This is a genomic window from Protofrankia coriariae (assembly GCF_001017755.1).
Taxonomy (GTDB): domain Bacteria; phylum Actinomycetota; class Actinomycetes; order Frankiales; family Frankiaceae; genus Protofrankia; species Protofrankia coriariae.
In genome coordinates this window covers 145,274-170,992 of sequence record NZ_JWIO01000001.1, presented here as the reverse complement: position 1 = coordinate 170,992, position 25,719 = coordinate 145,274, and the positions used below count along the sequence as shown (strand labels likewise).

General features: G+C 69.5%; 24 protein-coding genes. 10 read left to right on the top strand and 14 right to left on the bottom strand.

The genetic code is table 11. The features are described from left to right. Positions 1-113: 113 nt before the first annotated feature. The gene (locus tag FrCorBMG51_RS00730; protein ID WP_047221209.1) at positions 114-614 is read right to left on the bottom strand and encodes a GNAT family N-acetyltransferase; all 501 of its coding nucleotides are present in this window, start codon (positions 612-614) and stop codon (positions 114-116) included. Next, entirely contained in the window at positions 611-775 is a 165-nt protein-coding gene (locus FrCorBMG51_RS27770) for a hypothetical protein (protein ID WP_162233150.1), read from the bottom strand. The genes FrCorBMG51_RS00730 and FrCorBMG51_RS27770 overlap by 4 nt, the downstream gene beginning before the upstream one ends. A 92-nt stretch (positions 776-867) precedes the next feature. Here FrCorBMG51_RS27770 and FrCorBMG51_RS00725 point away from each other — a divergent pair, with 92 nt between their 5' ends. From FrCorBMG51_RS00725 to FrCorBMG51_RS00710, 4 genes are all read left to right on the top strand, one after another. After that, positions 868-1,182, top strand: a complete 315-nt coding sequence (locus tag FrCorBMG51_RS00725) for a hypothetical protein (RefSeq protein WP_139342119.1) — start codon at positions 868-870, stop codon at positions 1,180-1,182. Positions 1,183-1,649: 467 nt separating this feature from the next. Next, positions 1,650-2,291, top strand: a complete 642-nt coding sequence (bluB, locus tag FrCorBMG51_RS00720; RefSeq protein WP_200902292.1) for a 5,6-dimethylbenzimidazole synthase — start codon at positions 1,650-1,652, stop codon at positions 2,289-2,291. A gap of 318 nt (positions 2,292-2,609) precedes the next feature. Beyond that, the gene (locus FrCorBMG51_RS00715) at positions 2,610-3,098 is read left to right on the top strand and encodes an SRPBCC family protein (RefSeq protein WP_047221206.1); all 489 of its coding nucleotides are present in this window, start codon (positions 2,610-2,612) and stop codon (positions 3,096-3,098) included. A gap of 298 nt (positions 3,099-3,396) precedes the next feature. Beyond that, positions 3,397-3,756, top strand: coding sequence for a hypothetical protein (locus FrCorBMG51_RS00710; protein ID WP_047221285.1), 360 nt, complete (start codon positions 3,397-3,399; stop codon positions 3,754-3,756). 270 nt (positions 3,757-4,026) lie between these two features. Here FrCorBMG51_RS00710 and FrCorBMG51_RS00705 read toward each other — a convergent pair whose 3' ends face one another. Continuing rightward, the gene (locus tag FrCorBMG51_RS00705) at positions 4,027-4,593 is read right to left on the bottom strand and encodes a hypothetical protein (RefSeq protein ID WP_157180339.1); all 567 of its coding nucleotides are present in this window, start codon (positions 4,591-4,593) and stop codon (positions 4,027-4,029) included. A 462-nt stretch (positions 4,594-5,055) separates the two neighbouring features. Between FrCorBMG51_RS00705 and FrCorBMG51_RS00700 the strand changes: the two genes are divergently transcribed. The 3 genes from FrCorBMG51_RS00700 to FrCorBMG51_RS00690 all read left to right on the top strand — a co-directional run bounded on the left by FrCorBMG51_RS00700 (position 5,056) and on the right by FrCorBMG51_RS00690 (position 8,637). Then, a complete protein-coding gene (locus tag FrCorBMG51_RS00700) occupies positions 5,056-5,631 on the top strand; it encodes an NUDIX hydrolase (RefSeq protein WP_047221205.1) in 576 nt (191 codons plus the stop codon). A 686-nt stretch (positions 5,632-6,317) separates the two neighbouring features. Next, positions 6,318-7,181, top strand: a complete 864-nt coding sequence (locus tag FrCorBMG51_RS00695) for a serine hydrolase (RefSeq protein ID WP_235433202.1) — start codon at positions 6,318-6,320, stop codon at positions 7,179-7,181. A 367-nt stretch (positions 7,182-7,548) separates the two neighbouring features. Next, complete coding sequence (locus tag FrCorBMG51_RS00690) at positions 7,549-8,637, top strand: DUF3616 domain-containing protein (RefSeq protein ID WP_083730747.1); 1,089 nt, start codon at positions 7,549-7,551, stop codon at positions 8,635-8,637. Between the two features lie 60 nt (positions 8,638-8,697). On the opposite strand, the gene sthA is transcribed toward FrCorBMG51_RS00690, so the two are convergent. Together sthA and FrCorBMG51_RS00680 are read right to left on the bottom strand one after the other, a co-directional pair. Further along, on the bottom strand, positions 8,698-10,107 hold the full coding sequence (gene sthA / locus FrCorBMG51_RS00685; RefSeq protein ID WP_047221203.1) for a Si-specific NAD(P)(+) transhydrogenase: 1,410 nt from the start codon (positions 10,105-10,107) through the stop codon (positions 8,698-8,700). A 650-nt stretch (positions 10,108-10,757) separates the two neighbouring features. Continuing rightward, complete coding sequence (locus tag FrCorBMG51_RS00680; protein WP_047221202.1) at positions 10,758-12,149, bottom strand: class II fumarate hydratase; 1,392 nt, start codon at positions 12,147-12,149, stop codon at positions 10,758-10,760. Between the two features lie 754 nt (positions 12,150-12,903). On the opposite strand from FrCorBMG51_RS00680, the gene FrCorBMG51_RS27765 reads away from it, so the two are divergent. Next, complete coding sequence (locus FrCorBMG51_RS27765) at positions 12,904-13,095, top strand: hypothetical protein (protein ID WP_157180338.1); 192 nt, start codon at positions 12,904-12,906, stop codon at positions 13,093-13,095. Positions 13,096-13,536: 441 nt separating this feature from the next. Here FrCorBMG51_RS27765 and FrCorBMG51_RS00670 read toward each other — a convergent pair whose 3' ends face one another. Together FrCorBMG51_RS00670 and glpX are read right to left on the bottom strand one after the other, a co-directional pair. Further along, on the bottom strand, positions 13,537-14,313 hold the full coding sequence (locus FrCorBMG51_RS00670; RefSeq protein WP_052914187.1) for a sterol desaturase family protein: 777 nt from the start codon (positions 14,311-14,313) through the stop codon (positions 13,537-13,539). A 17-nt stretch (positions 14,314-14,330) separates the two neighbouring features. Continuing rightward, positions 14,331-15,356: a class II fructose-bisphosphatase gene (gene glpX, locus FrCorBMG51_RS00665; RefSeq protein ID WP_086055174.1), complete on the bottom strand. Its 1,026-nt coding sequence runs from the start codon at positions 15,354-15,356 to the stop codon at positions 14,331-14,333. Between the two features lie 712 nt (positions 15,357-16,068). Between glpX and FrCorBMG51_RS00660 the strand changes: the two genes are divergently transcribed. After that, positions 16,069-16,626 carry a DUF4245 domain-containing protein gene (locus tag FrCorBMG51_RS00660; protein WP_013872297.1) on the top strand — a complete coding sequence of 186 codons (558 nt, stop codon included), beginning with the start codon at positions 16,069-16,071 and terminating at the stop codon, positions 16,624-16,626. Positions 16,627-16,667: 41 nt separating this feature from the next. On the opposite strand, the gene FrCorBMG51_RS00655 is transcribed toward FrCorBMG51_RS00660, so the two are convergent. Next, positions 16,668-16,952 carry an exodeoxyribonuclease VII small subunit gene (locus tag FrCorBMG51_RS00655; protein ID WP_076842260.1) on the bottom strand — a complete coding sequence of 95 codons (285 nt, stop codon included), beginning with the start codon at positions 16,950-16,952 and terminating at the stop codon, positions 16,668-16,670. Between the two features lie 239 nt (positions 16,953-17,191). Between FrCorBMG51_RS00655 and add the strand changes: the two genes are divergently transcribed. Then, entirely contained in the window at positions 17,192-18,265 is a 1,074-nt protein-coding gene (gene add, locus FrCorBMG51_RS00650) for an adenosine deaminase (protein WP_086055173.1), read from the top strand. Between the two features lie 61 nt (positions 18,266-18,326). Here add and FrCorBMG51_RS30235 read toward each other — a convergent pair whose 3' ends face one another. The 6 genes from FrCorBMG51_RS30235 to xseA form a co-directional block, all read right to left on the bottom strand. Beyond that, complete coding sequence (locus tag FrCorBMG51_RS30235) at positions 18,327-19,076, bottom strand: iron chelate uptake ABC transporter family permease subunit (RefSeq protein WP_086055172.1); 750 nt, start codon at positions 19,074-19,076, stop codon at positions 18,327-18,329. After that, positions 19,073-20,134 (bottom strand): ABC transporter substrate-binding protein, encoded by a 1,062-nt coding sequence (locus tag FrCorBMG51_RS00640; protein WP_047221199.1) that lies wholly within the window; start codon positions 20,132-20,134, stop codon positions 19,073-19,075. Before FrCorBMG51_RS00640 ends, FrCorBMG51_RS30235 begins: the two co-directional genes overlap by 4 nt. Before the next feature lie 587 nt (positions 20,135-20,721). Continuing rightward, a complete protein-coding gene (locus FrCorBMG51_RS00635) occupies positions 20,722-21,465 on the bottom strand; it encodes a pentapeptide repeat-containing protein (RefSeq protein WP_083730745.1) in 744 nt (247 codons plus the stop codon). 126 nt (positions 21,466-21,591) lie between these two features. Then, positions 21,592-22,770 carry a glycosyltransferase family 2 protein gene (locus FrCorBMG51_RS00630; RefSeq protein WP_235433200.1) on the bottom strand — a complete coding sequence of 393 codons (1,179 nt, stop codon included), beginning with the start codon at positions 22,768-22,770 and terminating at the stop codon, positions 21,592-21,594. Between the two features lie 112 nt (positions 22,771-22,882). Next, positions 22,883-23,695, bottom strand: coding sequence for a polysaccharide deacetylase family protein (locus FrCorBMG51_RS00625; protein ID WP_047221198.1), 813 nt, complete (start codon positions 23,693-23,695; stop codon positions 22,883-22,885). Positions 23,696-24,344: 649 nt separating this feature from the next. Beyond that, a complete protein-coding gene (xseA, locus tag FrCorBMG51_RS00620; protein ID WP_047221197.1) occupies positions 24,345-25,610 on the bottom strand; it encodes an exodeoxyribonuclease VII large subunit in 1,266 nt (421 codons plus the stop codon). Positions 25,611-25,719: the final 109 nt, after the last annotated feature.

Here is a 25,719-nt window from a genome sequence, read left to right as displayed (position 1 = left end):
CGCCCGGCGGACGTCCGCCCTGCTCGCTGACGTGGGCATGTGGGTGACGCCGACGCACTCTCTGGCGGAAGTCCGTGCCGCCGGGAGCGGTAGGCGGCGATCTGGAGCCGGATTCAGCGGCTGATCTGCGCCGCGGCGGCGCTCATCCGTTTCAGGAGACGGTTGGTGGCGGGCACCTGGGTGAACCCGTACTTGATGCAGAAGGAGACCGCCTGTTCGTCGATCGCGTCGACCACGATGAACCGCGCGGCGACCGTCCTGGTTGCCTCGACGACCCGGCCGACGGCGTCGGCAAGCAGGAGGCCGCCGAGCCCCTGGCCCTGAAGCGTCTTGTCCAGCGCCAGCTTCGCCAACAGGACTGCCGGGATCTGCACGGGGTTTCCACGGCCTAACGACCTCGGCAGGTCGTCACGCATCAGGAGATGGGCCGCGATCGTGTAGTAGGCGACCACCCGCCCATCGGCGGACCAGACAAAGGTCCGCCCAGTTCTACGCGACTCGGTGGTGAGAGCATGACGACGGAGCCACTCGTCGAGCTCGGGCTGACCGCTGTCGAAGTGATCCGCTCCGTGGAGCTCATCCAGTGCCTCGCTGACGAATCTGCTCGCGGTCACCGTCGCTCGATGACGGAATCAAGCCGTGCGGCGGCGCGGGTCAGGGCGTCGTTGGGCTCCGCGGGAGCGTCCAGGGAAGCAAGCAGTTCGAGGATCAGGGGTGGCGCGTGGATCGGGCCAAGCGTTACTACAAGATGTTCTGCCCCTGCGACAAGAAGCACATGAAGGTCGTTCACCCGACCCCGTCGGACCCGGACTACCGACGGAACCTCATCGGTCAGCTCAAGAGGGCGACGTGCTGGGAGTGGTCGAAGTGAGAGTGCTGATCGCTCAGCGTGCGGTGTACCGCGGGCCCCTGGACGGGTTCGAGGCCCGGGTGGATCGGCTGATGGACGCTCTCCTGGATCTGCACGGGATCATTGATCCGGACATCGCCGCGAGCCTCACCGAGGGCTGGGTGGACGTCACAATGGTGGTCGAGGTGGACCGGTTCGACGACGAGGCGATCCACGAGGCGATCCGCTGGAGTCGATCGTCCCTACGTGCGGTGATTCACGCTATTGGCGACCGGATTCCGGGGTGGGATGACGGTCAGGTGTGCGAGGCCAAGGTGCTCACGGACGCCTGATCCCCCCGAAGCATGGGGGCCGATGGCTGCTTGCTCACGTTCTTCACCAAGCCTTCGGCCGGGGCCGTCCCGTGGGATGATCGTGGTGGCATTGTTCGCGAGGTGCCCCAGGTTGCCTGGGGTCTCGGGCGCATGACCGGATGACCGGTCGGGTGCGCTCGGGGCGGCCAGGCGGCCGGGGAGAATCGGGAAGCCGGTGTGAGTCCGGCACGGGCCCGCCGCGGTGATCGGGGAGCCGCCGCCCACGCGCACGGGCCACGTCCGACGGATCGGGTGCTGACGGACTGGATGGTGGTCGTCCAGGTGCCGCCCGCGCGATCGAGGTCCGCTGGACGCGGCCCGGGAGCAGCCACTGGACCGCGCGGTCCGGGAAGGCGGGCGGTCAGGTGCTGATCCGAGAGTCCGAAGACCGGCCTCGCATCCGTGCCATCCGTCGACGGGCGGGTGGCGGACAGCGGGAGCCTGCCATGCCAGTGGACCTGTACGGCGTGATCCATCAGCGGCGTGACGTCCGCGCCCAGTTCACCGGGGCACCGATCCCGGACGGCGTCCTCGAGCGGGTGCTCGCCGCGGCGCATGCCGCCCCCAGCGTCGGGCTGAGTCAGCCGTGGGACTTCATCGTGATCGAAAACCAGCGCACCCGGCGCGCTTTCTACGAGCATGTCAGACGGGAACGCGCGGTCTTCGCCGCGACTCTGACGGGTGAGCGGGCCGCCCGGTTCGCCCAGATCAAGATCGACGGTGTCCTGGAGTCCACGCTTTCCATCGTGGTGACCTATGACGAGAAGCGCGGCGGGCCCGCCGTCCTGGGACGGCATGCTATTGCGGACGCGGGGGTGTACTCGGTATGTCTGGCGATCCAGAATCTGTGGCTGGCGGCCACCGCCGAGGGCCTCGGGTGCGGCTGGGTGTCGTTCTTCCGTGAACAGGCCGTCCAGGACATGCTGGGTATTCCCGACGGTATCCGGCCGGTCGCGTGGCTGTGCCTCGGCCCGGTCACGCATCACGAGCAGGCCCCCGACCTGGAAAGACATGGCTGGGCCCGCCGCCGGCCGCTGGAGCGCGCACTCCATCGTGAGACGTGGCAGTCCGCCATTGATCATCTGTAGTGGGCGGGAAAAAGCCGTCCGTGTACACATGGGGGATACACATGGGGCGGGATGCGTCTGGCTGAGGGCAGGGCGCGGCCGACCGCGAACGAGGCCACGGCTCGGCCCCGCGTGGCCGTGTCGACAGCCACATCCGCGCCCACACTCATGTTCTTGATGAGTTCGCGTTCTTGGTGAAAGGTAAGAGGCTGTGGTGGACGTCCGTCGGATATGGGAGCAGCCGGCCATCGTTTCCGGGGTCGCTGCGGTGGTACGAACCAGGTGGCCTGGCCAGGTCGACCGGTCTGACCGGCGCGAACGGGCCGGGCGGCGGGCGTCGTGAGCGGCCGGCGTCGGGTGTACGTGGTGACCCAGCTCTCCCCGGCCGCGCCGTCAGCGGTGTTCGAGCTCCTGGCGGACGGCGCGGGCTGGTCGCGGTGGGCGGCTCCGCTCATATCGCGATCGTGGTGGGAACGGGAGGGCACACCCCCGCCGGGCGGTGTGGGAGCGGTGCGTCGGGTTGGCCGGCCACCCCTGATCTCCCGTGAAGAGATCGTTGAGTATCTTCCGGCTCGTCGGCACGCCTACCGGGTTCGTTCGGGTCTGCTGCCGATACGCGACTATCTGGCGACGGTGGATCTGGCGCCGGTGGACGGCGGTACCGAGATCGTCTGGCAGGGCAGCTTCGTCCCGCTCGTGCCGGGGACGGGAGCGCTTCTCGCCGGTGTCCTGAAGTTCTTCACCGCCAGGCTTGCTCGCCGCCTCGCCAGGGCCGCGGCCGCGGGCCCGCAACCGGGTCCGGCAGCCACGCCGCCGGCCACGGCCTGAGCCGTCCAGCGGCCTGGCGGAAGCCTGGCGGAAGGAAGGCCTCCACGGGCCCGCGGTCTGTCCGGGCCCGGCGCCGGGCCGATGGGCGTCAGTGGGTGCTCGCCGGTGACGGCAAGAATGATCATTTGTGGGGGTGGCGTGCTGGCCGGGGTGGTTCAGCCGGCCGGGATGCCCCCTGGGGGCGTCAGGTGGCGTACCGGTGTCGATGCTGCCAGACCGGGTACGGCCGTCTGAACGGGCCGTTGACGCGGCCAGCCCCGTGCACCGGTTCGTCCTCGAGAATGCTCTGGAGGAGATCATGTCCGTGAGACTGAGCCGCCGTTCCTACGAGCATGCCAGAAAACTGATCGAAAACGGTGCCGTGGTACTCGACGAACGAGACGACTGGAGCGTGCACCAGCCCTCGACGCGGCAGGAGAACGAGTTCATTTCCGAACATGGCTTCAACGAGTATCAGAAATGGTATCTGGGAATCTCCGAGGACGACGACGAGGACGACAGGAAACGGTACAGGTTCCCGTACGGGGACTTCAGCAGAGTGCACCTTTGTGGCGTTCTCACGGCCGAGTCACGGGCCGGCCGGTACAAGTACTTCGACATTGAATGGGCGGTGGCCCATCTGCACGGGATGCTGGACGCGCTGATGAGCACGAAATAGCATCCGGGTACGGAACACGGTTCGGGTGCGAAGTGAGGTCCGGGCCGCCCGGGGTAATGCTGGCGGGTGCCCGATGGCCGTCCGGCGATCGCGACGGTACGGGCGGTGGCGGGTCACCGGCCGTACCGGGAGTCGGCGTTGCACAACCATCGGGCTGGCCGGAATCGGGCTGGTGGGCCGGTGAGCCTGAAAAGCCGGATCTGGTCCGTTTCCGCCGGCCTGTTCACTGCTGCCGGCAGGGGCCCGTCGCTTTGTCCGCTGCTTCTTTGCCTACTGCTTCCGGAAGGTCAGTATCGTGCCGTTGGCCGTTCCGATCCCGGCCGTTCCGATGGTCCCGCTCAGACCGTGGCCCTCGAAGGCGATCGAAGCCGCCAGACCGGCTATCTGATTGTCACTGGTAATCGTGTAGCCGGCGGCCGGCAGCGCCTGGCGGTAGAAGGTCGCCACCGCGTTGTCGGAGACACCGCTCAGGGTGAGCACGGACTCGTTGTTCCTGGACGTACCGGCCTCCACCTCGGCGCCCGGTGGGATCGGGAAGTCCTCGGGGACGTTCGCGGCCTTCAACGCGTCCCTGCCCGTGGCCACCTGCCCGCCGCCCGGCAGTGACGCCGAAATGGACGGCAGGGCCGTCGGCAGGCCCGTGGGCAGCGATGTCGGCAGCCCGCTCGGCAGAGTCACCGATCCGGTCGGCCCGGTCGACCCGGTTGTCACGCTCGTGCCCGTCGCTTCGCCACAGGCTCCGAGCAGCAGTACCGCCAGGCCACCGCCCATGGCTGCCACCGCCATCCGATGCCGTGTGGTGCCGACGTAGCCACCGGAACCTCCGGAAGCACCCAATCTGATCTCCCCCTTCACACACCCCGGGTGTGACGCGTGTCCTGTTCGGCCGGCCTCGCCCGCCGGTGTCCGTCCCGCCCGCATGGAGACGATCCCCAACGGTTGGTGCCGGTCGATGTGGGTTGGTGCCGGTCGTCACACGATAGGCATCACATGCCGACGCGCCGCCGCGGCTGTCGGCAGCCTGTCAGCGCGGCCGCGGGAACCGTTGGCGGCGGGCGGCGGGGCGGAGGTGAGCGGAGGCGATTTGTCGGTTTGGCGACTGTGGCCCGCTCGCTCGCCCGCCCGGCAGCGTCGTGACCGTCCGACGCGCTGGGCGGAAAGTGCGTGCCACGAACGGGATCCGGCCGCTGAGTGCACCGTTCGGGCGCCGCGGAGTACACCGTGGGCCCGTTCGAAGTGGCGGCGCCCGGCCGGCCCTCGTGCGGCCGAAATCGTCTTCTGGAGGTACTGTCATGTCCCGTGGCAGTGAGCAACAATGCGGTCGCCGGAGTAGTTCTCCACTATCTCGAGGACAATCCCGGTGAGATCGAGACCCTGAGTCCGCTGGTGCTGGCCCTGATAGAGGGGGCAGGCCCGGTGACGGACGCAGCCACGATGCCGGCGCACGTCACCTGGGGCGCGGTCGCGGTTACCGCGGACTGGCGGGTGCTGCATGTTCGTCATCGGGGTTCGGCGGGCTGGCTGCTCCCCGGCGGGCATGTCGACGCGGCGGACCGGTCCTTGTTGGGCGCGGCGCTGCGCGGGCTCGCCGAGAGAACCGGAATAGCGGCGAATTCTGTGATTCCGGACACTGTTTATCCGATTGATATTGACGCGCAGATCGTGCCCGCCGATCCGGTTCGGGAAGAACCCTCGCATGTGCACTACGACGCTCGCTTCATTCTGTATGTCCCGGACGAAACGGTGCGGCCGTGTTCCGCGGAGACGGTCGACCATCGCTGGATCCCGGTACGGGATCTGTCCGGCACGCTAGGTGACAAGCTTCGTGCCCGCTGCGCCCGCGACGCCCGAACGGAGCGGGCTCACCTCGCCTGACAAACCCGCCCGGGAACGGTGTGGTCACGTTCCTTCCACGCCTGGCTTCCCCGCTGCTTCCAGGGTGTCTCCTGATTGCGCGGAGGACGCGGCCAGGGGCGGTCGGGGGCCAAACCGGGAATCGGGCCGGGGACCAGGACCACAAGCCAGGGAGCAGTGCCAACAGCGCCAACCCGCCCCGTCGCCTGACAATAATGTCGAGGGCCGGTATGAGACTGTTTCCGAACTGCCGAGGTGCCGGCGGCCCGTGCGGCCGGTTCCAGCGTCTTTTGCCGGCGAATTTTCCGGTGGCTGTTTTCCACGGAAAGGCTGCCTGACGGGAGCCTTCTCGGCGTCCGGCACCGATCTGCGCGGTCGCGGAGAAAAGGGAATGTGGCGATGCGGCGACGCCCTGCCACGGGTATATATCGGCTGTGACCATGCGGCACCATGCAATCGTCGCCATGCGGCACCGCGCACCGCTGCACAACGTCGCGAAAAACGCGACCCGGCGGCCGGCGGTGGGATTTTCAGGACCGCTGGGATCCGTCGATGTGCCGGCCCGGGTCCCGGTCTCGAGACGAGCCGGCGCAATACTGGTCGCCGCTGCCGTGGTCAATGCTCTCGTGCTGGCTCCGGTCGTTGGATCCGTGCGTTTTGCCGGTGCCGGCGGATCCACGTCGAATGTTTCCGCGCCGGATGTTCCCGTGCCGGGCGTTCCCGCGGAGCCGCCAGCTGTCCGGTTGCCGTCCATCGGTATCGTCGTCCCACCGCCGCGGCTCGTTCCCGAGGCCGTGCCGAAGGCGCCGTCGCTGTCCGGGTCCGACCTGTCCGAGCGGTTCCAGGGATATCTCGAAGGACGCCCCGGGCAGGTCGGTGTGGCGGTGTACGACGCGGTCACCGGTCGGACCGTCACCGTCGACGACCCGACGGCGCCGGGTTTCGAGACGGCCAGCACGGTGAAACTGTCGATACTGCTGGGCATTCTGGAACGCGCCGGGCCGTCCGGACGTCTGGGCACGAGCGAACTGCGCAACGCCCAGGCGATGATCTACGTAAGCGACAACAGGGCCGCGAGCCGGTTGTGGCGCTCACTCGGCGGCACGGCGTCGATGGACACCATGTTCAGCCGGCTTGGGATGACCAGGACGAAGGCGGGCGGCGGCGGACGCTGGGGGCTCACCCTGACCAGCGCCGCCGACCAGCTCGCGGTGCTGCGCACGCTGGCCTATCCGGGCGGTGTGCTGAGCGAGCAGGCCCGGGCCACCGCGGCGAGCCTGCTCGCCGGTGTGGTGCCCGCCCAGCGGTGGGGCCTGCCCGGCGGGGTGCCCGCGGGCGTCACCGTGGAGGTGAAGAACGGCTGGCTGCCCCGTGACGGTGGCTGGGTGATCGCCAGCATCGGACATGTCCACGGGGGCGGGCGGGACTACGTGATGGCGGTCTACAGCCGCAGCAACCCGTCGATGCGGGCCGGCATCGACACGGTCGAGGGGCTGTCCCGGATCGCCTGGGACGCCGCCGCGACGTCGGTGGCGGTGGGCGGCCCGCGTCCCCTGAAGCCATTCCCCTGAAGCCGTTCCGCCGCGCTCGTCCCGCGGGAGTACTTCCGCGGCGAGGGCTGTGGGGCGACGGTCCACAGCCCTGAGGCTGCCCGGCGCGTCCGGCGCGTCTCCAGCCCGCCTACCCGCCCCCTCGACCGGCTCGGCCCGATTCCGCCCTCGGGGCCGTGTCCGCTTTGCGACACACAGCGTGTCTGTGGGCTGTGGTGATGTTTGCTGACCACGGCTCTGTCCGCCGGCTGCGCCGTCCGGTCACGGTGACGATCCGATCTGGCCGGATATGTCGGACGGGTCGTGGCAGGCGGGGCTGTGACAGGCGAGCTGTGGTAAACGGGACTGTCACGTCAGCGGGGGCTCAGGGCCGAGGGGGAGCAGTCGCGTGGATACGGTGGAGACCGTTACGGTCCGTTTCGACGACGTCGGCCCGCACCCCGTGGTCGACATCGTCGAGTCACTGTCGACGATCAAGAGTGAAGGGCGGCACCTGTGGCTCGGCGGAGACGAGACGACGACGATCGAGCGGGTAACCCTGGGCGCCGCCGGGGACACCTACGACAACCATGTCTCCTTCCCGGTCGGTGACTTCCTGCCGCTGCCGGCGGGGCCGGACGCGGACGGCGCCATCCCCGAGATCGACATCGAGGGGTTCGACCGGCATGGTGACTACCTGTGGTTCGTCGGCTCGCACAGCCTGACGCGCAAGCGGGTCAAACCGCACCACGCGACCGAGGACGCGCTGCGCGCCCTGGCAAAGATCCGTAAGAACGCGAACCGGCATCTGCTCGGCCGCATCCCGGTCGTCACCCGGGACGGGCTGCCCACCCTGGTGGGCAGCGCCGCCGCCCCGGACGGCGCCGGCGGGCCGCTGACCGCCGCCGCGCTGGGCCTGCGCAAGCAGACCCGGGTCACCACGGTGCTGAAGGGCGACAAGCACCTCGGCCCGTTCCTGACGATTCCGAGCAAGGACAACGGGCTTGACGTCGAGGGGCTGGCCGTCGTCGGTGAGCGGGTCTATCTGGGCCTGCGCGGGCCGGTGCTGCGCGGCTGGGCGGTGGTCGTCGAACTGCGTCCCACCGAGGGGGACGGGCAGGACCTCGGGCTGCGGCCGCTGGATGGCGGCCTCTCCTACCGGAAGCACTTCCTGAACCTCGACGGCCTGGGCGTGCGCGACCTGCTCGCCCAGGGGGACGACCTGCTCGTGCTCGCCGGCCCGACCATGGACCTCGACGGCCCGGTCCGGGTCTACCGGTGGCGTGGCGCGGCCAGGGCGGCGACGAGCGTCGTCGTCGACGACGAGGCGCTCGTCCGTGTGCTGGACCTGCCGTTCGGCGAGGGCGACGACCACGCCGAGGGGATCGCCCTGGCCCCGGGCGACCCTTCGTCGATCCTGGTCGTCCATGACAGCCCGGCGGCGCACCGCCGGCCCGCCCCAGGCGTGATCCTGGTCGACGTCTTCCGGCTGCCCTGACCGTTCCTGCCCCGACCGGGTGCCTGCCCCGACCGCCCTGAGCCCGCCTGAGCCTGGACGTCAGCTGCTGAAGCGGGCGACGGCACGCATCTTGTTCATCGCGTCCAGCGCCGCCACCTTGTAGGACTCGGCGAGCGTCGGGTAGTTGAACACGGCGTCCACCAGGTAGTCGATCGTCCCGTCGCAGCCCATCACGGTCTGGCCGATGTGGACGAGTTCGGTGGCCCCGGTACCGAAGACGTGGACACCGAGCAGCTTGCGGTCGGTCGAGCTCACAAGCAGCTTCAGCATGCCGTAGGAGTCCCCGACGATCTGGCCGCGGGCGAGTTCGCGGTAGCGGGCCACGCCGACCTCGAATGGCACGGCCCGTTCGGTGAGCTCGTCCTCGGTGCTGCCGACGTAGGAGATCTCGGGGATGGTGTAGATGCCGATGGGCATCAGCTCGTGGCGCATCACGTGGACGGCCTCGCCGCAGGCCGCGTAGGCGGCGAGCCGGCCCTGCTCCATGGATGTCGCGGCCAGCGCCGGGAAGCCGATGACGTCGCCGACGGCGTAGATGTGGTCGACCTCGGTCCGGAAGTCCGAGCCGACCTTGATGCGCCCCCGGTTGTCGGCGCTCAGTCCCGCGTTGGAGAGGTTGAGCGCGGTGGTGAGCCCCTGGCGTCCGGCCGAGTACATCACGGTGTCGGCGGGGACCTTCTTGCCGCTTTCCAGCAGAGTCAGGGTGCCGTTGTTGTGGCGTTCGACGGACACGACCGACTCGCGAAACCTGAATGTAACAGCCAGGTCTCGCAGATGATACTTGAGAGCTTCGACGATCTCCACGTCGCAGAAGTCGAGCATCCGGTCACGACGCTCCACGACGGTCACCTTGGTGCCGAGCGCGGCGAACATGGACGCGTACTCGATGCCGATCACACCGGCGCCCACGACGACCATCGAGCCGGGAATCTTGTCCAGCGCCAGGATCTGGTCGCTGTCGACCACGGTGTGGCCGTCGAAGTCGACCGTGTCCGGTCGGGCCGGCCGGGTGCCGGTGGCGATGATGATTTTCTCCGCCCGGACCCGGCGCTCGTCGATCTGGTCGCTGCCGATGATGGCGATGGTGTTCGGGTCGACAAAGCTTGCCGTTCCGATGAGCAAGGCCACCCGATTACGGCTGAGCTGGTTACGAATGACGTCGATCTCACGTCCGATGACGTGCTGGGTACGTGAGGACAGGTCCGCGACCGTTATGTCGTCCTTCAGCCGGTAGCTCTGTCCGTACATCTCCCGCTGGGTCATACCGGTGAGGTAGAGCACGGCTTCGCGCAGTGTCTTCGACGGGATCGTGCCGGTGTTGATGCAGACCCCGCCGACCATGTCACGACGATCGACGATCGCGACGCGGCGGCCCAGCTTGGCGGCGGCGATAGCCGCTTTCTGCCCGCCTGGGCCCGACCCGATGACGAGGAGGTCGTAGTCGTACATCGTTTGTCACCTCCTCAACTGAAAATTCCCGCTATTGATTAGTTGGGAGAATATCCGGCCCGGCGGCCCGAGGTGTCCGGAACGTCAGGTTGTTACTGCCCCTTCTGCCGGGACCTCCGTACCTTCCCGGGCCGTCGCTTCCAGATGGGCCGGCCGCGTCGGTGCGCGCGTGCCGGCCACACCTGGCGGCCGGTATGCGGCCGGTATGCGCCCGGCCCGGTCCGACACCGGCCCGGACAACTGGCATGGCCAGCGCGAACGACCGGCACGGCTCGGCCAGCCCGGCCGGCCGGCCCGCATGGCCCGGCCCGGGTGGCCCCATCGGCTGGCCCGTCCGGCCCGCACGGCCCGTCCGTCCGGCCCGCGGAAAAATCTTCGAGCTCCCCGTAACCTCCACCGTGGTGCCTCGTTGAACACGGGTGCGGGGGTCGTGGGGGCTTGCTGGGGGGTCTTCCACGGCTCCCCGCCGTCTGTTCGGCGCAGGTGGCGGGCAACGGCCGCGGCCACACCGCCGGACTGCCCGGTGATCGCGGCCCGGCGGCGCGCGGCAGAGATGATCATACTTTCTTCGGCCCGTCGGTGCCCCGCGGATCCGGGCTGCCGGCAGCGTGAAAGAGCATGATCACACTGCCGGCCGGGCCGGGCACGGTCTATGGGTGGGTCATCGACAGGACGTCCAGCGCGGCGTCCAGCTGCTCCTCGGTGAGCCTGCCCGCAGCCACGTAGCCGCGCTCGAGGACGACCTCGCGGATCGTCTTCTCCTCGGCCAGGGACTGCTTGGCGACCTTGGCTGCCTCCTCGTAGCCGATGTAGCGGTTCAGCGGCGTCACGATGGACGGCGAGGACTCCGCGAACCGCCGGCAGCGCTCGACGTCCGCGACGATGCCGTCCACGCAGCGGTCGGCGAACAGCCGGCTGATGGTGGACAGGATGTGGATCGACTCCAGCAGGTTGCGGGCGATCACCGGCAGCATCACGTTCAGCTCGAAGTTGCCCGCGGAGCCGCCGAAGGCCACGGCCGCGTCGTTGCCGACCACCTGCGCGACGACCTGGCAGACGGCCTCGGGGATCACCGGGTTGACCTTGCCCGGCATGATCGACGACCCTGGCTGCAGGTCGGGCAGGTGGATCTCGCCGAGCCCGGCGCGCGGACCCGACGACGCCCAGCGCAGGTCGTTGGAAATCTTGTACAGCGACAGCGCGATCACCCGCAGCACCCCGGAGGCCTCGACCAGGCCGTCCCGGGACGCCTGCGCCTCGAAGTGGTCGCGGGCCTCGGACAGCGGCAGGCCGGTGGCCGCCACCAACTGCTCGATGACGGCGGCGGCGAAGCCGGGCGGGGTGTTGATACCGGTGCCGACGGCGGTCCCGCCCAGCGGGAGCTCACCGATGCGGGGCAGGGCCGCCCGCAGCCGCTCCACCCCGTAGCTGACCGCCGCCGCGTAGCCGCCGAACTCCTGGCCGAGGGTCACCGGCGTGGCGTCCATCAGGTGGGTGCGCCCCGACTTCACGACCTCCCGGAACTCGACGCTCTTGCGCCCGAGGGCGGCGGCCAGGTGCTCGAGGGCGGGGATCAGGTCCCGGACGATCGCCTGCGTCGCCGCGACGTGGATCGACGACGGGAACACGTCGTTGGACGACTGGGACGCGTTGACGTGGTCGTTCGGGTGCACCGGCCGGCCCAGCCGCTCGGTGGCAAGGGTGGCCAGCACCTCGTTGGTGTTCATGTTGGACGACGTCCCGCTGCCGGTCTGGAACACGTCGATCGGGAAGTGGTCGTCCCAGGCGCCCTCGGCGACCTCCTGGGCGGCTTCGGAGATCGCGGTGGCGATCTCCGCGTCGAGGACGCCGAGCTTGGCGTTGACGGTTGCCGCCGCGGCCTTGATCCGTGCCAGGGCTGCGATGTGGGCCCGGGAGATCCGCTGGCCCGACACGGGGAAGTTCTCGACCGCACGCTGGGTCTGTGCCCGCCACCTGGCCGTGGCCGGCACGCGCACCTCACCCATGGAGTCGTGCTCGATGCGGTAGTCCTGCTCGCTCATATGCTCCCGCTCCCGCCGGTCGTCACCTGCTCGACATCTATCTATCTACCGTCCAGGAGGTTAGGCGCAACGTGCGACGGGCGTCCGGTGGTGGGCGGTACGTACCCTCCGGCGGGGGCTTCCGGGTTCCCGGTGACCTGACCGCGGCCGTCGCCACCGTGACCGACGCCGGTATTCGGCGTGGAACACGCCGTCGCCGCCGGCCGGATGCGAAGAAATTATTAACCGATTCATACGGGTTGCATTGTCCGAAAACTGTCCGGAAGCTGTCCGTCGGACGCGGCCCGGCATTTGCCGCGTTCGACGGTGTCGGTGCTAGTGTCACCGACGGGAGGAATGAATAGTTACGCGGTAACGACTGTGGTCGGCCGCACGAATATCTGAGATGGCGGCGGTCGTGCGTTTCGGTCCGTGTTTTCCGCTGGTGTGTTCAGTGGCTCTGGCCACCGTGTGCGCCGTCAGTTCCTGCGGATCCGCCGCGCTGCCGGTACCGGACGGTTCCCCGAGCGCTTTTCCGCGGGTGTCGGGCGCGGCCAGCCCGGGCCGGCCACCGGTGGGGCACACGCCGGCCACCTCGTCGGCCGGCCCTTCCGACGGTTCGGCGCCGCTCGCCCGGCGAATGGCCCTCGCCGGGCTGCGGGCGGGCGCGGACGGTCCGGCAGGGTCCCCACGAGCCCGAACGGCTCCGCCGGCCGCGGTGTCTCCGCCGGCCAGGCTGCCTCCGCCATCCCCGCTGGCCACGGGGCCGGCACGGTTGGGCACCACCAGTGGCGGCCGGCCGTCGCCCCGCCCGGCCGGGAGCTCTCCCGCCTGCCTGGGGGATCCGGTCGTCGACGGCACCGACAGCGCCATCGACGACACCCGAGCCGACACCCGCGTCGGCACCCATGTCGACATCGGCATCGGCCTGGACACCCTGGGCGCGGAATGTCCACCGTCATCCTGACGTCCTGTTCGCCAGTACGGTGTCAGACCTGCCGGTAAACGGCCCACCGCGGTTTTTCGGCGGTTACAGCCACGGCCGGGCACGATGTTTCCGATGTTTCCGTGACGCGGGCCGAACCTCGACGACATGGCGGTGACATATCCATGGCCCGCGGTGCGGGCGCGGACAGAGCGGACAGAGCTGTCGGAAATGATCCGTCGGTGGCCGGACTGCGTTGGAACGGAATCCGGCGACTGGCGGTTGGTCAACCACCGGAGCGCGGGCCCACCTGACGGCCACCCGCGGCGGATGACCGGATCAGGGAAGATCCCACTCGCTGGCGGGCGGCCGCGGCCAGTTGACCGGCGGGTGGAGCGTCCGTTTCTCGGGCCAACCGGCCGGTACCGAGCGTGAGTAAGTCCACAGGGCGTGAGCGACCCGGCGGACCGGCATCACCGAAGATCACTGGGCGGGGAGGTGGGCGTAGGCCGCGGTCGGCGAGACCGGGACCGCGTCCCGCGGCGGGTTGGTACCCAGCAGCACGTCGCCGATGTTGGACGTCACACCCAGCCAGTAGCGTTCGTTGCGGAAGTGGTGCAACCGGTGGTTACGCCAGATCCTGCGGTACATCCTGCCGCGCGGACGGTAGCCGGTGTGGATGAGGAAGTGCGTCCAGTCGTAGGCAAGCAGCCCCAGGCCCGTGCACAGGGCCGCGGTGGCGGCGGGGGGAGGACCGACCAGGGCGACGGCCAGCGCGGCCGCGCCGGCGTCGAGCACCTCCTGCGGCCGGATGAACATCGTGTCCATGTTCGTCGGGTCGCGGTGGTGCTGCTCGTGCCCCCAGCCGGCGATCCGGTAGCAGACCGCGCCGGCCCGGCTGCCCGGCCGGGCGTGCAGAATCCCGCGGTGCACCCCCCACTCGACGAACGGCTGCGCGGCGGCCATGGACACCGCGACCACCGCGTCCGTCCGGCTGAAGCGCCCGCGGGCGAGCCGCATGGCCGCCAGGCTCGCGACCACACCCAACAGCACCGGTGGACGCGGATGGGTCACGAAACGGTTGGCTGCGGCGCGCAGCGTGGTGGCTTCGGACGCCCGGCCGTGGGGACCGGGCCGGTCCAGGCGGGCGACAGCCGCGGTGACCCGGTGTAGTGCGGCCCGGTGTAGGGCAGCCCAGCGTGGGGCGACCCGGCGCGGGGTGACGGCCGTGGTCCGCACCGGCGCCGATGTCGTCGACATGGTTCGGAACGGTACCTTCAGAACGGCACCGTCGAATACGCCTGCAGTTTGGTCAGTTGATGCTGGCTGTCCACCCGCCGGATCGTCCCGCTGCGGGAGCGCATCACCAGCGACGACGTGTTGGCGCCGCCCGGCCGGTACCGGACACCGGCCAGCAGCTCACCGTCGGTGATACCGGTGGCGACGAAGAAGACGTTGTCGCTGTCCACGAGCTCGCGGGTGGTCAGTACGCGTCTGAGGTCGTGGCCGGCGTCGACGAGCTTGGTGCGCTCGGCGTCGTCCCGCGGCCACAGCCGTCCCTGGATGACACCGCCAATACAGGTCACCGCGCACGCGCTGATGATCCCTTCGGGTGTGCCGCCGATGCCGAGCAGCAGGTCGACGCCGGTGTCGGCGGAGGCAGCCATGACCGCGCCGGCGACGTCCCCGTCGGAGATGAGCTTCACCCGGGCGCCGGCCGCGCGGATCTGCTCGATCAGCTGGACGTGGCGCGGGCGTTCCAGGACGACGACGGTCACGTCCCGCGGATGCACACCCTTGGCCTTGGCGACGGCCCGGACGTTGTCCTCGACCGGCGCCGTGATGTCCACCACGCCGGCGGCCTCGGGGCCGGTGACGAGCTTCTCCATGTAGAAGCACGCGCTCGCGTCGTACATGGACCCGCGCTCGGACACCGCCATCACGGAGATCGCGTTGTTCATGCCCTTGGCGGTGAGCGTGGTGCCGTCCACCGGGTCGACGGCGACGTCGCACTCGGGGCCTTCACCCGAGCCGACCTCCTCGCCGTTGAAGAGCATGGGGGCCTCGTCCTTCTCGCCCTCGCCGATGACGACGACGCCCCGCATCGACACCGTGCCGACGAGCCGTCGCATGGCGTCCACGGCGGCCTGGTCGGCGCCGTTCTTGTCACCACGCCCGACCCATCGGGCGGCCGCGAGTGCCCCCGCCTCGGTCACTCTGACGAGCTCGAGGGCGAGGTTGCGGTCGGGTGCCTGCCCCTGGACGACGAGAGGATCAGGAAGGTTCGCGCTTTCGACTGCCACGGAAGTGAGACTAGTTGCACATCAGTGAATCCGCCCACCGATAGCCGGCGGGTCACCGGCGGCCCTTCGCCCCGCCGGCCGCGGGGCGGATGTCACCCGGTCACAGCCCGGTGCGGTCGCGCGGGCCCAGGCCGCCGGTCCCCGCGCGGGGTGCCAGCCGCGGTACCCGGGTGGATACCCGCCGGTACCCACGGCTGGCAGGACGGCAGGGCGTGGAAATACGATCGCACCGCTTTTGGGACGGCAGTCCGCGGAACGCCAATGTCAGGTGTGTGACATCTCGATCGTCCTACTTGGTGCAACCTTGACCAGCAGACATACGTCCAACCTCACACATGGGCGTCCGGCACGCGGAGGGGGCGTGCCGGACGCCCATCTATTGTTTACCGACGGTTGGCGCCAGGCATTCGACCTGGCCGGCAGACGCGCTGTTAGTTGGCTTACGTCCGGGCCGTGCTTCAACAGGCGCCCGATAATTATTTTATCGATGATGTTTCCTGAATGCGGTGTGTGGTCGTCGTGGGTGTGCCCCGGGACGCCGACAGCGCGATCCACCGCGATCCGGCGCCATGACGGGCGGCCTACCGGGCACGGGATCCGGCGCGGAGACCACCGTCCGGCGATGACCGATGCGGGATCGCCACGGACGAAAAGGGGCCGAGCGGGCCGACTGCCCCGTCGGGCCGCATCCCCGGGACGGCAGGATGGAACGATGGCACGACGACGCGGTCAGGAAACGATCCGAGACATGGCGCTGTCCCTCGGGGTGGTGATGGCCGGGGTGCTGCTGGTCGCGCTGTTCATGCCCAGAGGCGGCGGCGACCCGGTGCGCACGGTGGACACGGCCGCCCCGGTGGCCGCGTTCGCGCGGTTGGCGCCCTTCGACGTCCTGGCGCCGACGGGTCTGCCCGACCACTGGAAGCCCACCTCGGTCCGCACCTCGGGGCTGTCGGACACCGCGCCGGGAACGGTCGAGCTGACGATCGGGTACGTCGTCGACCGCCCGGATGACAGGACGTACGCGCAGCTCAACGAGAGCAACGCCCGGGACGCGGTCAAACGCGTCCTGGGGGACCGGCCCGTGACAGGGACTGTCGAGTTCGCCGGAGCGTCCTGGCAGGAAAGACGGGACGATGCCGGCCATCTGGCGCTGACCCGCCAGGTCGGTGACGTCGTGCTAATCGTCTCCGACGGCGGCGGCAAGGGCGGGGCGTCCGCCGCCGACCTGGGGGTGCTCGCGGCGTCGCTGCGCCCGCACGCCGCGCCGTAGGCCGCGCGCCAGCGGGCCGTGCGCCAGTAGCGGGCCGTGCGTCAGCGGACGCCCGGATCCGCCGCCGGGCCGGTACTGGCGGCGTCGACAGCGCTGTCGAGGCGGGCGCGGGCTCCCTCCAGGAACGCCTGGCACACCTTCGCGAGTTCTTCGCCGCGTTCCCACAGCGACAGCGACTCCTCCAGGGTGATGCCACCGGCCTCCAGCCGGCGGACGACGTCCTCCAGCTCCGAGCGAGCCCGTTCGTACGTCAGCGGCTGCTGCCCCACCGGTGACGGCTGCTGCTCTGGCGTGTCGCTCGACCCCTGCACCTTCAGCCTCCTCATGGTTCGGCCGGCCCTGCTTGGAGCAGGCCTGGGACAGGCTCGGAGCAGGCTCGGACCGGTTACGGAACGGTACGGAACGGTATTGTGCCGGACGGCGTCGCCTGGCCCGGTAGGCGTTCCAGTGGAGTTCCGGTGGATATGCGCCGGTGGGTGGCGTCAGCCCTGCTTGACGGGACGGGTGGCCTGGAGCGATCGTCTCCCGACATGCGAACTGGTGACGTCCGCGCGGGTGATGTCTGATGAGCGTGAGCGATGCCGGCCGCCAGGAGGTGGCGGACGGGCTGAGCGACGAGGAGTTCGTCGACGCGCTGCCCAAGGTGGAGCTGCACGTCCATCTTGAGGGATCCATGCGCCCGCGGACCCTGCTCGCCCTCGCGCGCCGCCACGGGGTGGACGATCTGCCCACCGATATCGAGGGCCTGACGAAGTTCTACGAGTTCCGCGACTTCGACCACTTCATCGAGGTCTATCTGGCCGCCGTCCGGGTGCTGCGGGACGCCGACGACTTCGCCGTCCTCGCCAGGGAGACCGCTCTGGGGCTCGCCGGCCAGGGAGTCCGGTACGCCGAGATCACCTTTACGCCGTTCCTGCACCTCGGACGCGGCATCGACGCCGACGAGCTTTTCGGCGGCATCGAGCGGGGCCGCCTGGACGCCGAGCGGGAAACCGGCATCCAGGTGCGGTGGGTGACCGATATTCCCGGCCTGCCGAACATGAACCTACGCCCCGCGTCCGAGGGCACCGTCGAGTTCGCGCTGAACCGCCGGGAGTCCGTGATCGCGCTCGGTCTCGGCGGGCCGGAGGCCGGTGTGCCCCGCCCCCAGTTCGCCGAGGCGTTCACCGTCGCGCGTGACGCCGGGCTGCACCGCGTCCCCCACGCCGGCGAGACCACCGGGGCGCGCACCATCTGGGACGCCCTCGAGTATCTGCACGCCGAGCGCATCGGCCACGGCATCCGGGCCCTCGACGACCCGGCCCTCGTCGAGCATCTGCGGGCGCATCACATCCCGTTGGAGGTGTGCCCGACGTCGAACCTGCGCACCGGGGTCGTCGCGGACTATCCGGACCACCCGTTGCCCACGCTGATCGAGCTGGCGCTGCCGGTCAGCCTCAACAGTGATGATCCACCCATGTTCGGTACCACGTTGCGTGACGAGTACCTGCACGCGTTGCGCAGCCTGGGGCTGCGCCGCGACCAGGTGGTCGGCCTGGCCGCGGCCGCGGTGGAGCACTCGTTCGCCCCCGCCCCGCTCAAGGACGCCCTCCGCGCCGAGATCGCCGCGGCCGCCGACCGTCTCCAGGCCGCTTCCTGACCGTGCCGCTGGTCTCTTTTCCGTCTGTGTCCCAGACCGGCCTGTGTCTGTGGCGACGTTCTCAGCCGGCGGGTTCCGGTCCGGCCGGCGCGGCGGGGATGGGGACGCAGGTGCGCACCTCCCGGCGGCCGTGCCCGGCGGGCAGCGTCACCCCGGTGACATGGACGGACACCCCGTAGAGGTCGCTGAGGCGTTCGCCGGTCACCACGTCGTCGGGATGGCCGTCGGCGATGACCCGGCCGTCCCGCATGAGCACCGCCCGGCTGGAGTAGGTCAGCGCGTGCGACGGCTGGTGCGTTGTCATGATCACACAGTGGCCGGCGCGGGCCAGTTCCGCGACGACGTGCAGGGTACGCACCTCGTTGCCGTAGTCGAGGGCGGCGGTGGGCTCGTCGAGAACGCGGAACATGGTCTGGTAGGCCGCGCCCGAGGCGGCCAGCGCCGCCCCGACCAGCAGCGCGGCCAGGATTCGCGGGAGGCGGATGTCCATGACCACGGCCCGCTCCTGCCCCGAGGCGCCCCGGCCGGCGCCGGCGATCTCATGGGCCAGGATGCGGACGACGGTCACCGGGCTCAGCGTGTACCGGCCGAGCCCGAACGAGATCGCGACGAGCCCGAGCAGGCCGACGACGAGCAGAACGATCCGCAGGTGACCGTCCGGGCGGGTCAGGCGCCAGCCTCGGAGCCGCGCTGGGAGCCGGCCTCGCAGCCGGCCCGGCCGCGGGCTCGTACGGGCGGCGGCGGCCGGGCCGGGTTCCCGGAGCGGGGGAGACTCACCACGCTGGTCCGGCTCCGGGGGAGCGCTCCTCACTTGGTTCCGACCTGGAGGATCTGGTCGAGGTCGGCGTCGGTCACGGTGTAGTCGAAGAACTTCTGGTAGAAAGCGCGGGACTCGGCGCGGATGTCGACATCCTTGAACAGGTCCGGGTGCAGGGTCTTCGCCGCCCACTGGATCTGCAGCGCCTCCTCGGGGCCGAAGCGGTCCCACGGGTAGAGCCCCTGCGGGTTGAGGTAGACCCGGTTGGTTTGGACGGCCTTCAGATCGGACCAGCCGGGAGCCTTCGCCAGGTTGTCCACCACGGACTGCGCGGAGGCGGCGGCCAGCCCCTGATCACCACCGGGTGTCTCGACGATGAGGACGTCGGGGTTCCACTGCAGGAGCTGTTCGATGGACACCGTGACGTGGGTTCCCTTGACGCCGCTGGCGGAGTCGGTACCGCCGGCGATCTTTATCCATCCGTCGATCAGGGATGTCCCACCGTCGATGACGACCGGTGGGTAGCTGGCGATGTGGACGACGCTGGGCTTGTCCGCCTCGGGCAGGTTCGCCAGCCGTGACTGGACCATCGACAGTTTGTCGTTGACGTAGGTGGTGTATTCCCGCGCGCGGGTGGCCGCGACGCCGCCGTAGACCTTGCCTGCGAGCTCGATCGAGGGAGCCAGTTGGGGGAAGGCGTCGAAGCTCATGTTGACGGCCGGTATGCCGGCTTTCTGGAAGGGTTCCAGCGTGGTGCCGCCGCTGATCGTGGACACCACGTCGGGTCTGAGCTTGAGCAGTTCCTCCATGTTCACCGCGCCCCCGTTGCGGAAGAGTTCGGGGAGCGAGTCCACCTGGGGGAAGACCTTGTGCAGGAACGGGAGCGTTTTGACGTTCTGCGGGATCGCCACGAGCTTGTCACCCACGCCGAGCATGATGTCGGTGACCGTGTGTGCGGGAAACTGCTCGGCGATCCGGTCGATCTTCAGTGGGATGGTTGCCTGCTCGCCCGACACGCTGGTCACCACCTGCGTGGTCGGCGTGTTGTCGGACGAGGAGCCGCCGCATCCGACGGCCACCGCGGCCAGCAGTGACGCCAGCCCCAGGGTCATGGCCGCGCGTGTCGTGGCGCGCGCACTCCGCCTGTGCGTACGGGCTGTGCCGGCGCTGGGCGTGGCCTGCCGGACAGGGGTGCGGCCGGCCACGCGTCCGGCGTTGCTGTGAATAGCCGAACACGATTCGTTGTGCTCATGGCTTTCCGCATGTGGTCAAACACGAACTGATGAAAATCTTGAATGTGAGCTCACGCCTGCCCCCGACGATGAGATGGCCGTTGAAACGTTTGGTGATCGCCGTCGTGCGGACGGTGCACGGCGGGCGGCTGTCGCGTGCGGATGCGCGGCGCGGCTTTGCGCTAGAACTCCGTGAACGCGGATAGAACAGACGTTATCGTCCGTATCATCGTTTATCATTCCCGAAATTGTCCCTGAATTGCGGAAACGGTGTGCTGGGCGGGAGGCGCGGGCGGGGACGACGGGAGCTGGTCGGCTCGGGCGTGGCGCCTGCTTCCGCGGGGCGCTTCGGCGATCGTGACGGCCAGCGGATCCGGTCGGGACCGCCTCGCCGACTATGCGTTCCGTGCCCAGGGCATCACGATGTCGCAGCCCGAGGCGGGATCCGCCCTGCGGAAGAGGTCGACCTACTCGACCGAGATCCCTACCTCGTCGGCCAGGATGATCCCGGCCTCACCGGCCTGATGCAGAGAGATCCGCGCACCGCGCAGTGTGAGCAGGCCGTTGACACCCGCGATATCCGCTTCCCGGAGATCGCACTGACCGGCCGATGTCGCATCGAAACGTGCGCCGTCCAGTCTGCAGTCGCGGAAGACGAACCTGTCCAGCCTTCTGTCGAACTCGGCTTCCCGGAAAGGTGCAGCCCGCAAAAAAATCACGCCCGAGGACCTTTGCGCTGTCCACGAGCAGTAGTCAGGTCGGCAGTTCGTAAACGCGACGTCCTCGACGCGCTCGAACCGCACCGACCAGCTGACCAGCCGGTATCCGGAGAACCCGACCCTCCGCATGGAGATTTTGCTCCATGCGGAGTTGGAGAGGTCCACCTCCTCGAACCGGAGGTCAGCGCAGCTCAACGGCCCGAAATTCGCACCCGCGAGGTCCAGCCCCTTCAACAGGGACTGGATGATGCTTCCTTCCCCGCGGACACCGGCCTGGTCACCGGTGAGCCGATGGCCGTCCACCTCGAAATGCCCGTGCAGCCGAGCGAGGGCGTCCGCCAGCGCATCCAGCTCTGTCGCCGCAGCCGCAGCCGCAGCCGGAGCCGTCGCCGCTCGCCTACGTCCCGGAAGCCCACGCGGGTCAGCACAGAGGCCCGAGGCGAATGCCCCGTCCGCCAGCACCGCGCACTCGATGCCGGTCGGTAGCGTCACCGCGCATACAGGTGCTACCGGTAGGTGGCGCGACCGTTGCGGCCGTGTCGCCACCCACCCGTTCGGCGTGGCTCGCGCTGTCCGGCAAGGAGCGGTGGCAACCGGTCCGGGTCGTTCAGGCCGGGCTCAGGCCGAGAGCGTGTGGATGTTGGACGGAGCGGCTTCCGCGGCCGGGGGCAGGGCGTCCGCGCTGGAAGCGCCTGTGGCGGCTGGGGAGTCCGTGCTGTTCGGGGAATCTGCGGAAGCGGGGGCTTCGGCGGTGTCGGTGCCGGTGGTCGGCGTGCCCAGCGGCGCGGGACTGGCGGCCGGGATGGCCGGGCCGCCGCCTGCCGCCCGCACCGGCGAGAAGACCGTACGGATCACGGCGAGCAGAAAGCTCAGAATGGTCGTCCCGGTTCCCACAACGATCATGCCGGCCCGCGCGAGGCCCGCCGGGCGTCCGCGGAGAGAGGCCCCGACACCGTTGCGTACCCCGCGTGGCAGCACCTTGAGAACGAAGTCGCGTTCAGGGCCGAGCGGGCCGCGTGCCGGTGCGCGGTAGCCCGCGCACAAACGCCGGAGCGTGGCCTTTGACGCGCCTTCCGCCCAACAGCGGCGCACGATATACGAGGGACGCTGCCGCTGGGCGGGCACGTGGTGGTGGATGACCGCGGCCGGTTCGTGCACGAAGCGGCCGTCCGGGATCAGGGCGGCGGCGCGGATGCACAGCTCTGTTTCCTCGCAGCCCGATGCTCCTTTGGTCTGCCGGCCCAGGCGGGTGTCGAAACCCCCGGTGGTGGTGAACACGCTTCGCCGGAACAGGGCGCAGCCACCGAAGACATTACGCACGGTCGTCTGCTGGGTGGGTAATCCGTGATGGCTGCAACCGACCGTCCAGAGCAGCTCGGGTGGGAACCAACCGGGTTTCTCACCGCCCCAGTCGGGGGTCACCCAGCCGCCGACTCCCAGGATGTCGGGGTCGGCGTCCGCGACCTGTACAAGGGATGACAACCAGGACGGATCGGCGACCGCGTCATCGTCCAGGAATGCCACGAATTCGCTGTTGACCGCGGCGATACCGACATTACGTGCGTTGGACAGCCCGGTACGCCCCCCGGTGCTGAGGACGAGTTCGGGGCCGGCTCGCTCACGCAGGCGGGCGAGCAGCTCGTCGTCGCCGTCCACGACCACGACAACCTGGTCCGGGCGCAGCTTCTGGTTCCAGAGCGAGTCGAGAGCTCTTGTAAGTTGCGGCCATCGTGCCACGAGATGGCTACACACCACGACACTGACACTGTTCACGACACCGATACCGACACTGGTCACGGTTTTCTCCACGGACGTTCGGGGCCTTGGGGCGGTATGAACGGGACCGGGCTCGCGCCGTCTTCCGGCCAGTTGGTTGGCTGGCCGGTGGGGCGGGGCCGAGGTGACCCGGTCATGGTTGTTCCTGGGCGGCTGGTTCCTGCCGCGTGCGCAGGCCACGCCGGGCGGCCCGAAAAACGCGCCACGGGGCCCTGGTACCACGGCGCAGATACGGAACAACTCCGGGCTGGCCGCTGCGGACCAGGGCGAGGGTCTGTTCCGGGCTCGTCGAGCCGGTGACTATCAGCCGGCTGATCGAGAACGGGGACGCGTCACGGCGGTGAATGCGGTATCCCACCTCGCAGGCAGAGGCGAAACCGGTCTCCGCCACGGCCTCGCGGACAGCGCGTGTGTGATATCCGAACGGATAGCAGAAACTCTGGACCGGAGAGCTGAGCTCGTCCTCGAGCAGGCGACGGCTGGTCTCGACGTCGTGGCGCAGCTCGGGGCCGGCCAGCAGGTCGAGGTCGGTGTGCCGATGGCCGTGCGAGCCGATCTCGTAGCCGGCGGCGTGCAGGTCCCGCAGGTCGGACCAGGTGAGCAGGGGGGAAGCGCCCTCCGGGTACGCCGACAGCCACGTCGCCCGGCCGCCCACGTAGGCGGTGGGAGCGTAGAGGGTCACCCCGGCGTTCGCCTGCCGCAGCACCGGGACGGCATGGGCGGAGAAATCCGCGAAAGCGTCGTCGAAGGTGATCGCGACGTGTTTCCCGGCCGGTCGGGAAAGTGCTTCGGAAAGGCCCAGCAGCTGGTAGCCGGCCGCACTGAGACAGGCCAGCTGTTCGGCGAACAACGCCGGCGGGACCTGCCATCGACGAAATGCCGCGCTGGCACCGTCGCCGATGCTGTGGAACATCAGCACGGGCAGGACGGGAAAACCATCGGTCATGCCCGGCCCCAGGCGATGGTTTTGTTCTCCTGGCCGGCCGTCCCGGGCCGCGATGAGCGGGGATTGCTTCCGCCGCGCTGTTCCGTTGATTCACCGGTGCGATAGTGATCGCGCCGAGAGCGTGGTATCGAAGAGCTCTGGAGGGGCCAGTGGGAAACTGTTTCGCCGGCTGAACACGAGCGCGCCGGCACTGGTCGCGCCAATGTTTTCCTCCCAGGGACCTGGGGATGCGGGCCGTCGGCAGCACAGAAAAAGCATGATCGTACTGTCTCTGACTCGCTGACGGACGTTTGGAATCTTCCGCTGGAAATCATAGCACCACGGAGGTGAAGGATCGTGTCATGATCCCAGGAATAATCCAATGACTACTGTCCGAAGCTGGCCGGATGTATTGCGTCGTCCCCGGTTGGTTTACCGAGTTTTCCTGAGGTCTTGCCTGAGATCTTGCCTGAGGTCTTGCCTGATGCCTGGCCCGATGTCTCCGGTGGATGCGCGGCGGTGGCGCCGCCTGACGTTGATTCCCGCCGCCCTGGTCGACCGAAAGCGGTTCGATCATCTTTTCGGGGCCCGGGCCCGGGCCCGCGTGATTCCCGGCCCGTGCCGGCGTCCCGGATCATGCTGGCTTTCCGGGCCGGGACGGCTTCTTAGGTCAGGTCGTGGTGCCGGTCTGTGTCCGTGCGCCAGCTGTCCCCGCGTCAGCTGTCGGGGAGTCAACCGTCGCGGGGAAGGAGCCGCCGGCGACCCGTACGGTCAGCGCGTCGCCAGGGGTGGCCTGGGCGGGATCACGCACGATGGAGCCGTCGGCGACTCTGCGTACCAGCGCGTATCCCCGGTCCAGGGTGGCCGCTGGTGACAGCGCGTGCAACTGGGCCAACGCATGGGCCAACTCCTGGTCGGCCCGTTCGAGTTGGTGGAGCACGCAGCGCCGGCCACGGGAGCGCAGCGCCTGCACGTACTCGTCGTGACGGTCGAGCTCATGCCCGGGCGCGGCCAGCGCCGGGCGGCCGCGCAGGTCGGCCAGCCACCGTTCCTCCCGGTCCAGGCGCTGCTCGACGGACCGCCGGGCTCGGCCACGCAGCGTCGTCACCAACGCGAGCTGTTCGGCCACGTCCGGTACGACCCGCTTGGCCGCGTCCGTCGGAGTGGACGCCCGCACGTCCGCGACGAAATCGAGCAGGGGCGCGTCCTGCTCGTGGCCGATCGCGGAGACCACCGGGGTGGTGGCCGCGGCCACGGCCCGCACCAGCGCCTCGTCGGAGAACGGCAGCAGATCCTCCAGCGACCCGCCGCCGCGGGCGATCACGATGACGTCCACCTCGGGGACGCCGTCGAGCTCGCGCAGCGCGTCGATGATCTGCCCGACAGCCAGCGGCCCCTGCACCGCGACCTCACGCGAGACGATCCGCACCGCGGGCCAGCGGCGGCGGGCGTTCATGACCACATCCCGTTCGGCGGCGCTGGCCCGTCCGGTGATCAGCCCGACGGCCCGGGGCAGGAAGGGCGGCCGGCGCTTGCGGGACGCCGCGAACAGCCCCTCGGCCGCGAGCATGCCGCGCAGCTGTTCGAGTCGGGCGAGCAGGACCCCGGTACCGATCGGGCGGATCTCGGTGACGGCGAGCGCGAGCGTCCCCCGCGCGGGATGGAACGACGGTTTGCCCTGGACCACCACCCGGGCGCCGTCGGTGAGCGCGGCCCCCACCGCGTCGCAGACCGCCCGCGGGCAGGTCAGCCGCAGCGACACGTCGGCTACCGGATCACGCAGGGTGAGAAACACGGTGGCCAGGCCCGGCCGTCGCACGATCTCGGTGAGCTGGCCCTCCACCCAGACCCGGCCGAGCCGGTTGATCCAGTCGCCGATTGCCCGGGCGACCGTCCGGACGGGCAACGGCTGCTCCGGGGTGGAGGTGAGCGCCATCGGATAACCGTAACCAGCGCGGCCGTGCGGGCCTTCGGACCGATGCACAAAGCACGAGAGCTGTCCGCCCGGACATCGGTATGTGACGGTTGTCGTTTGGCCTTCCGGG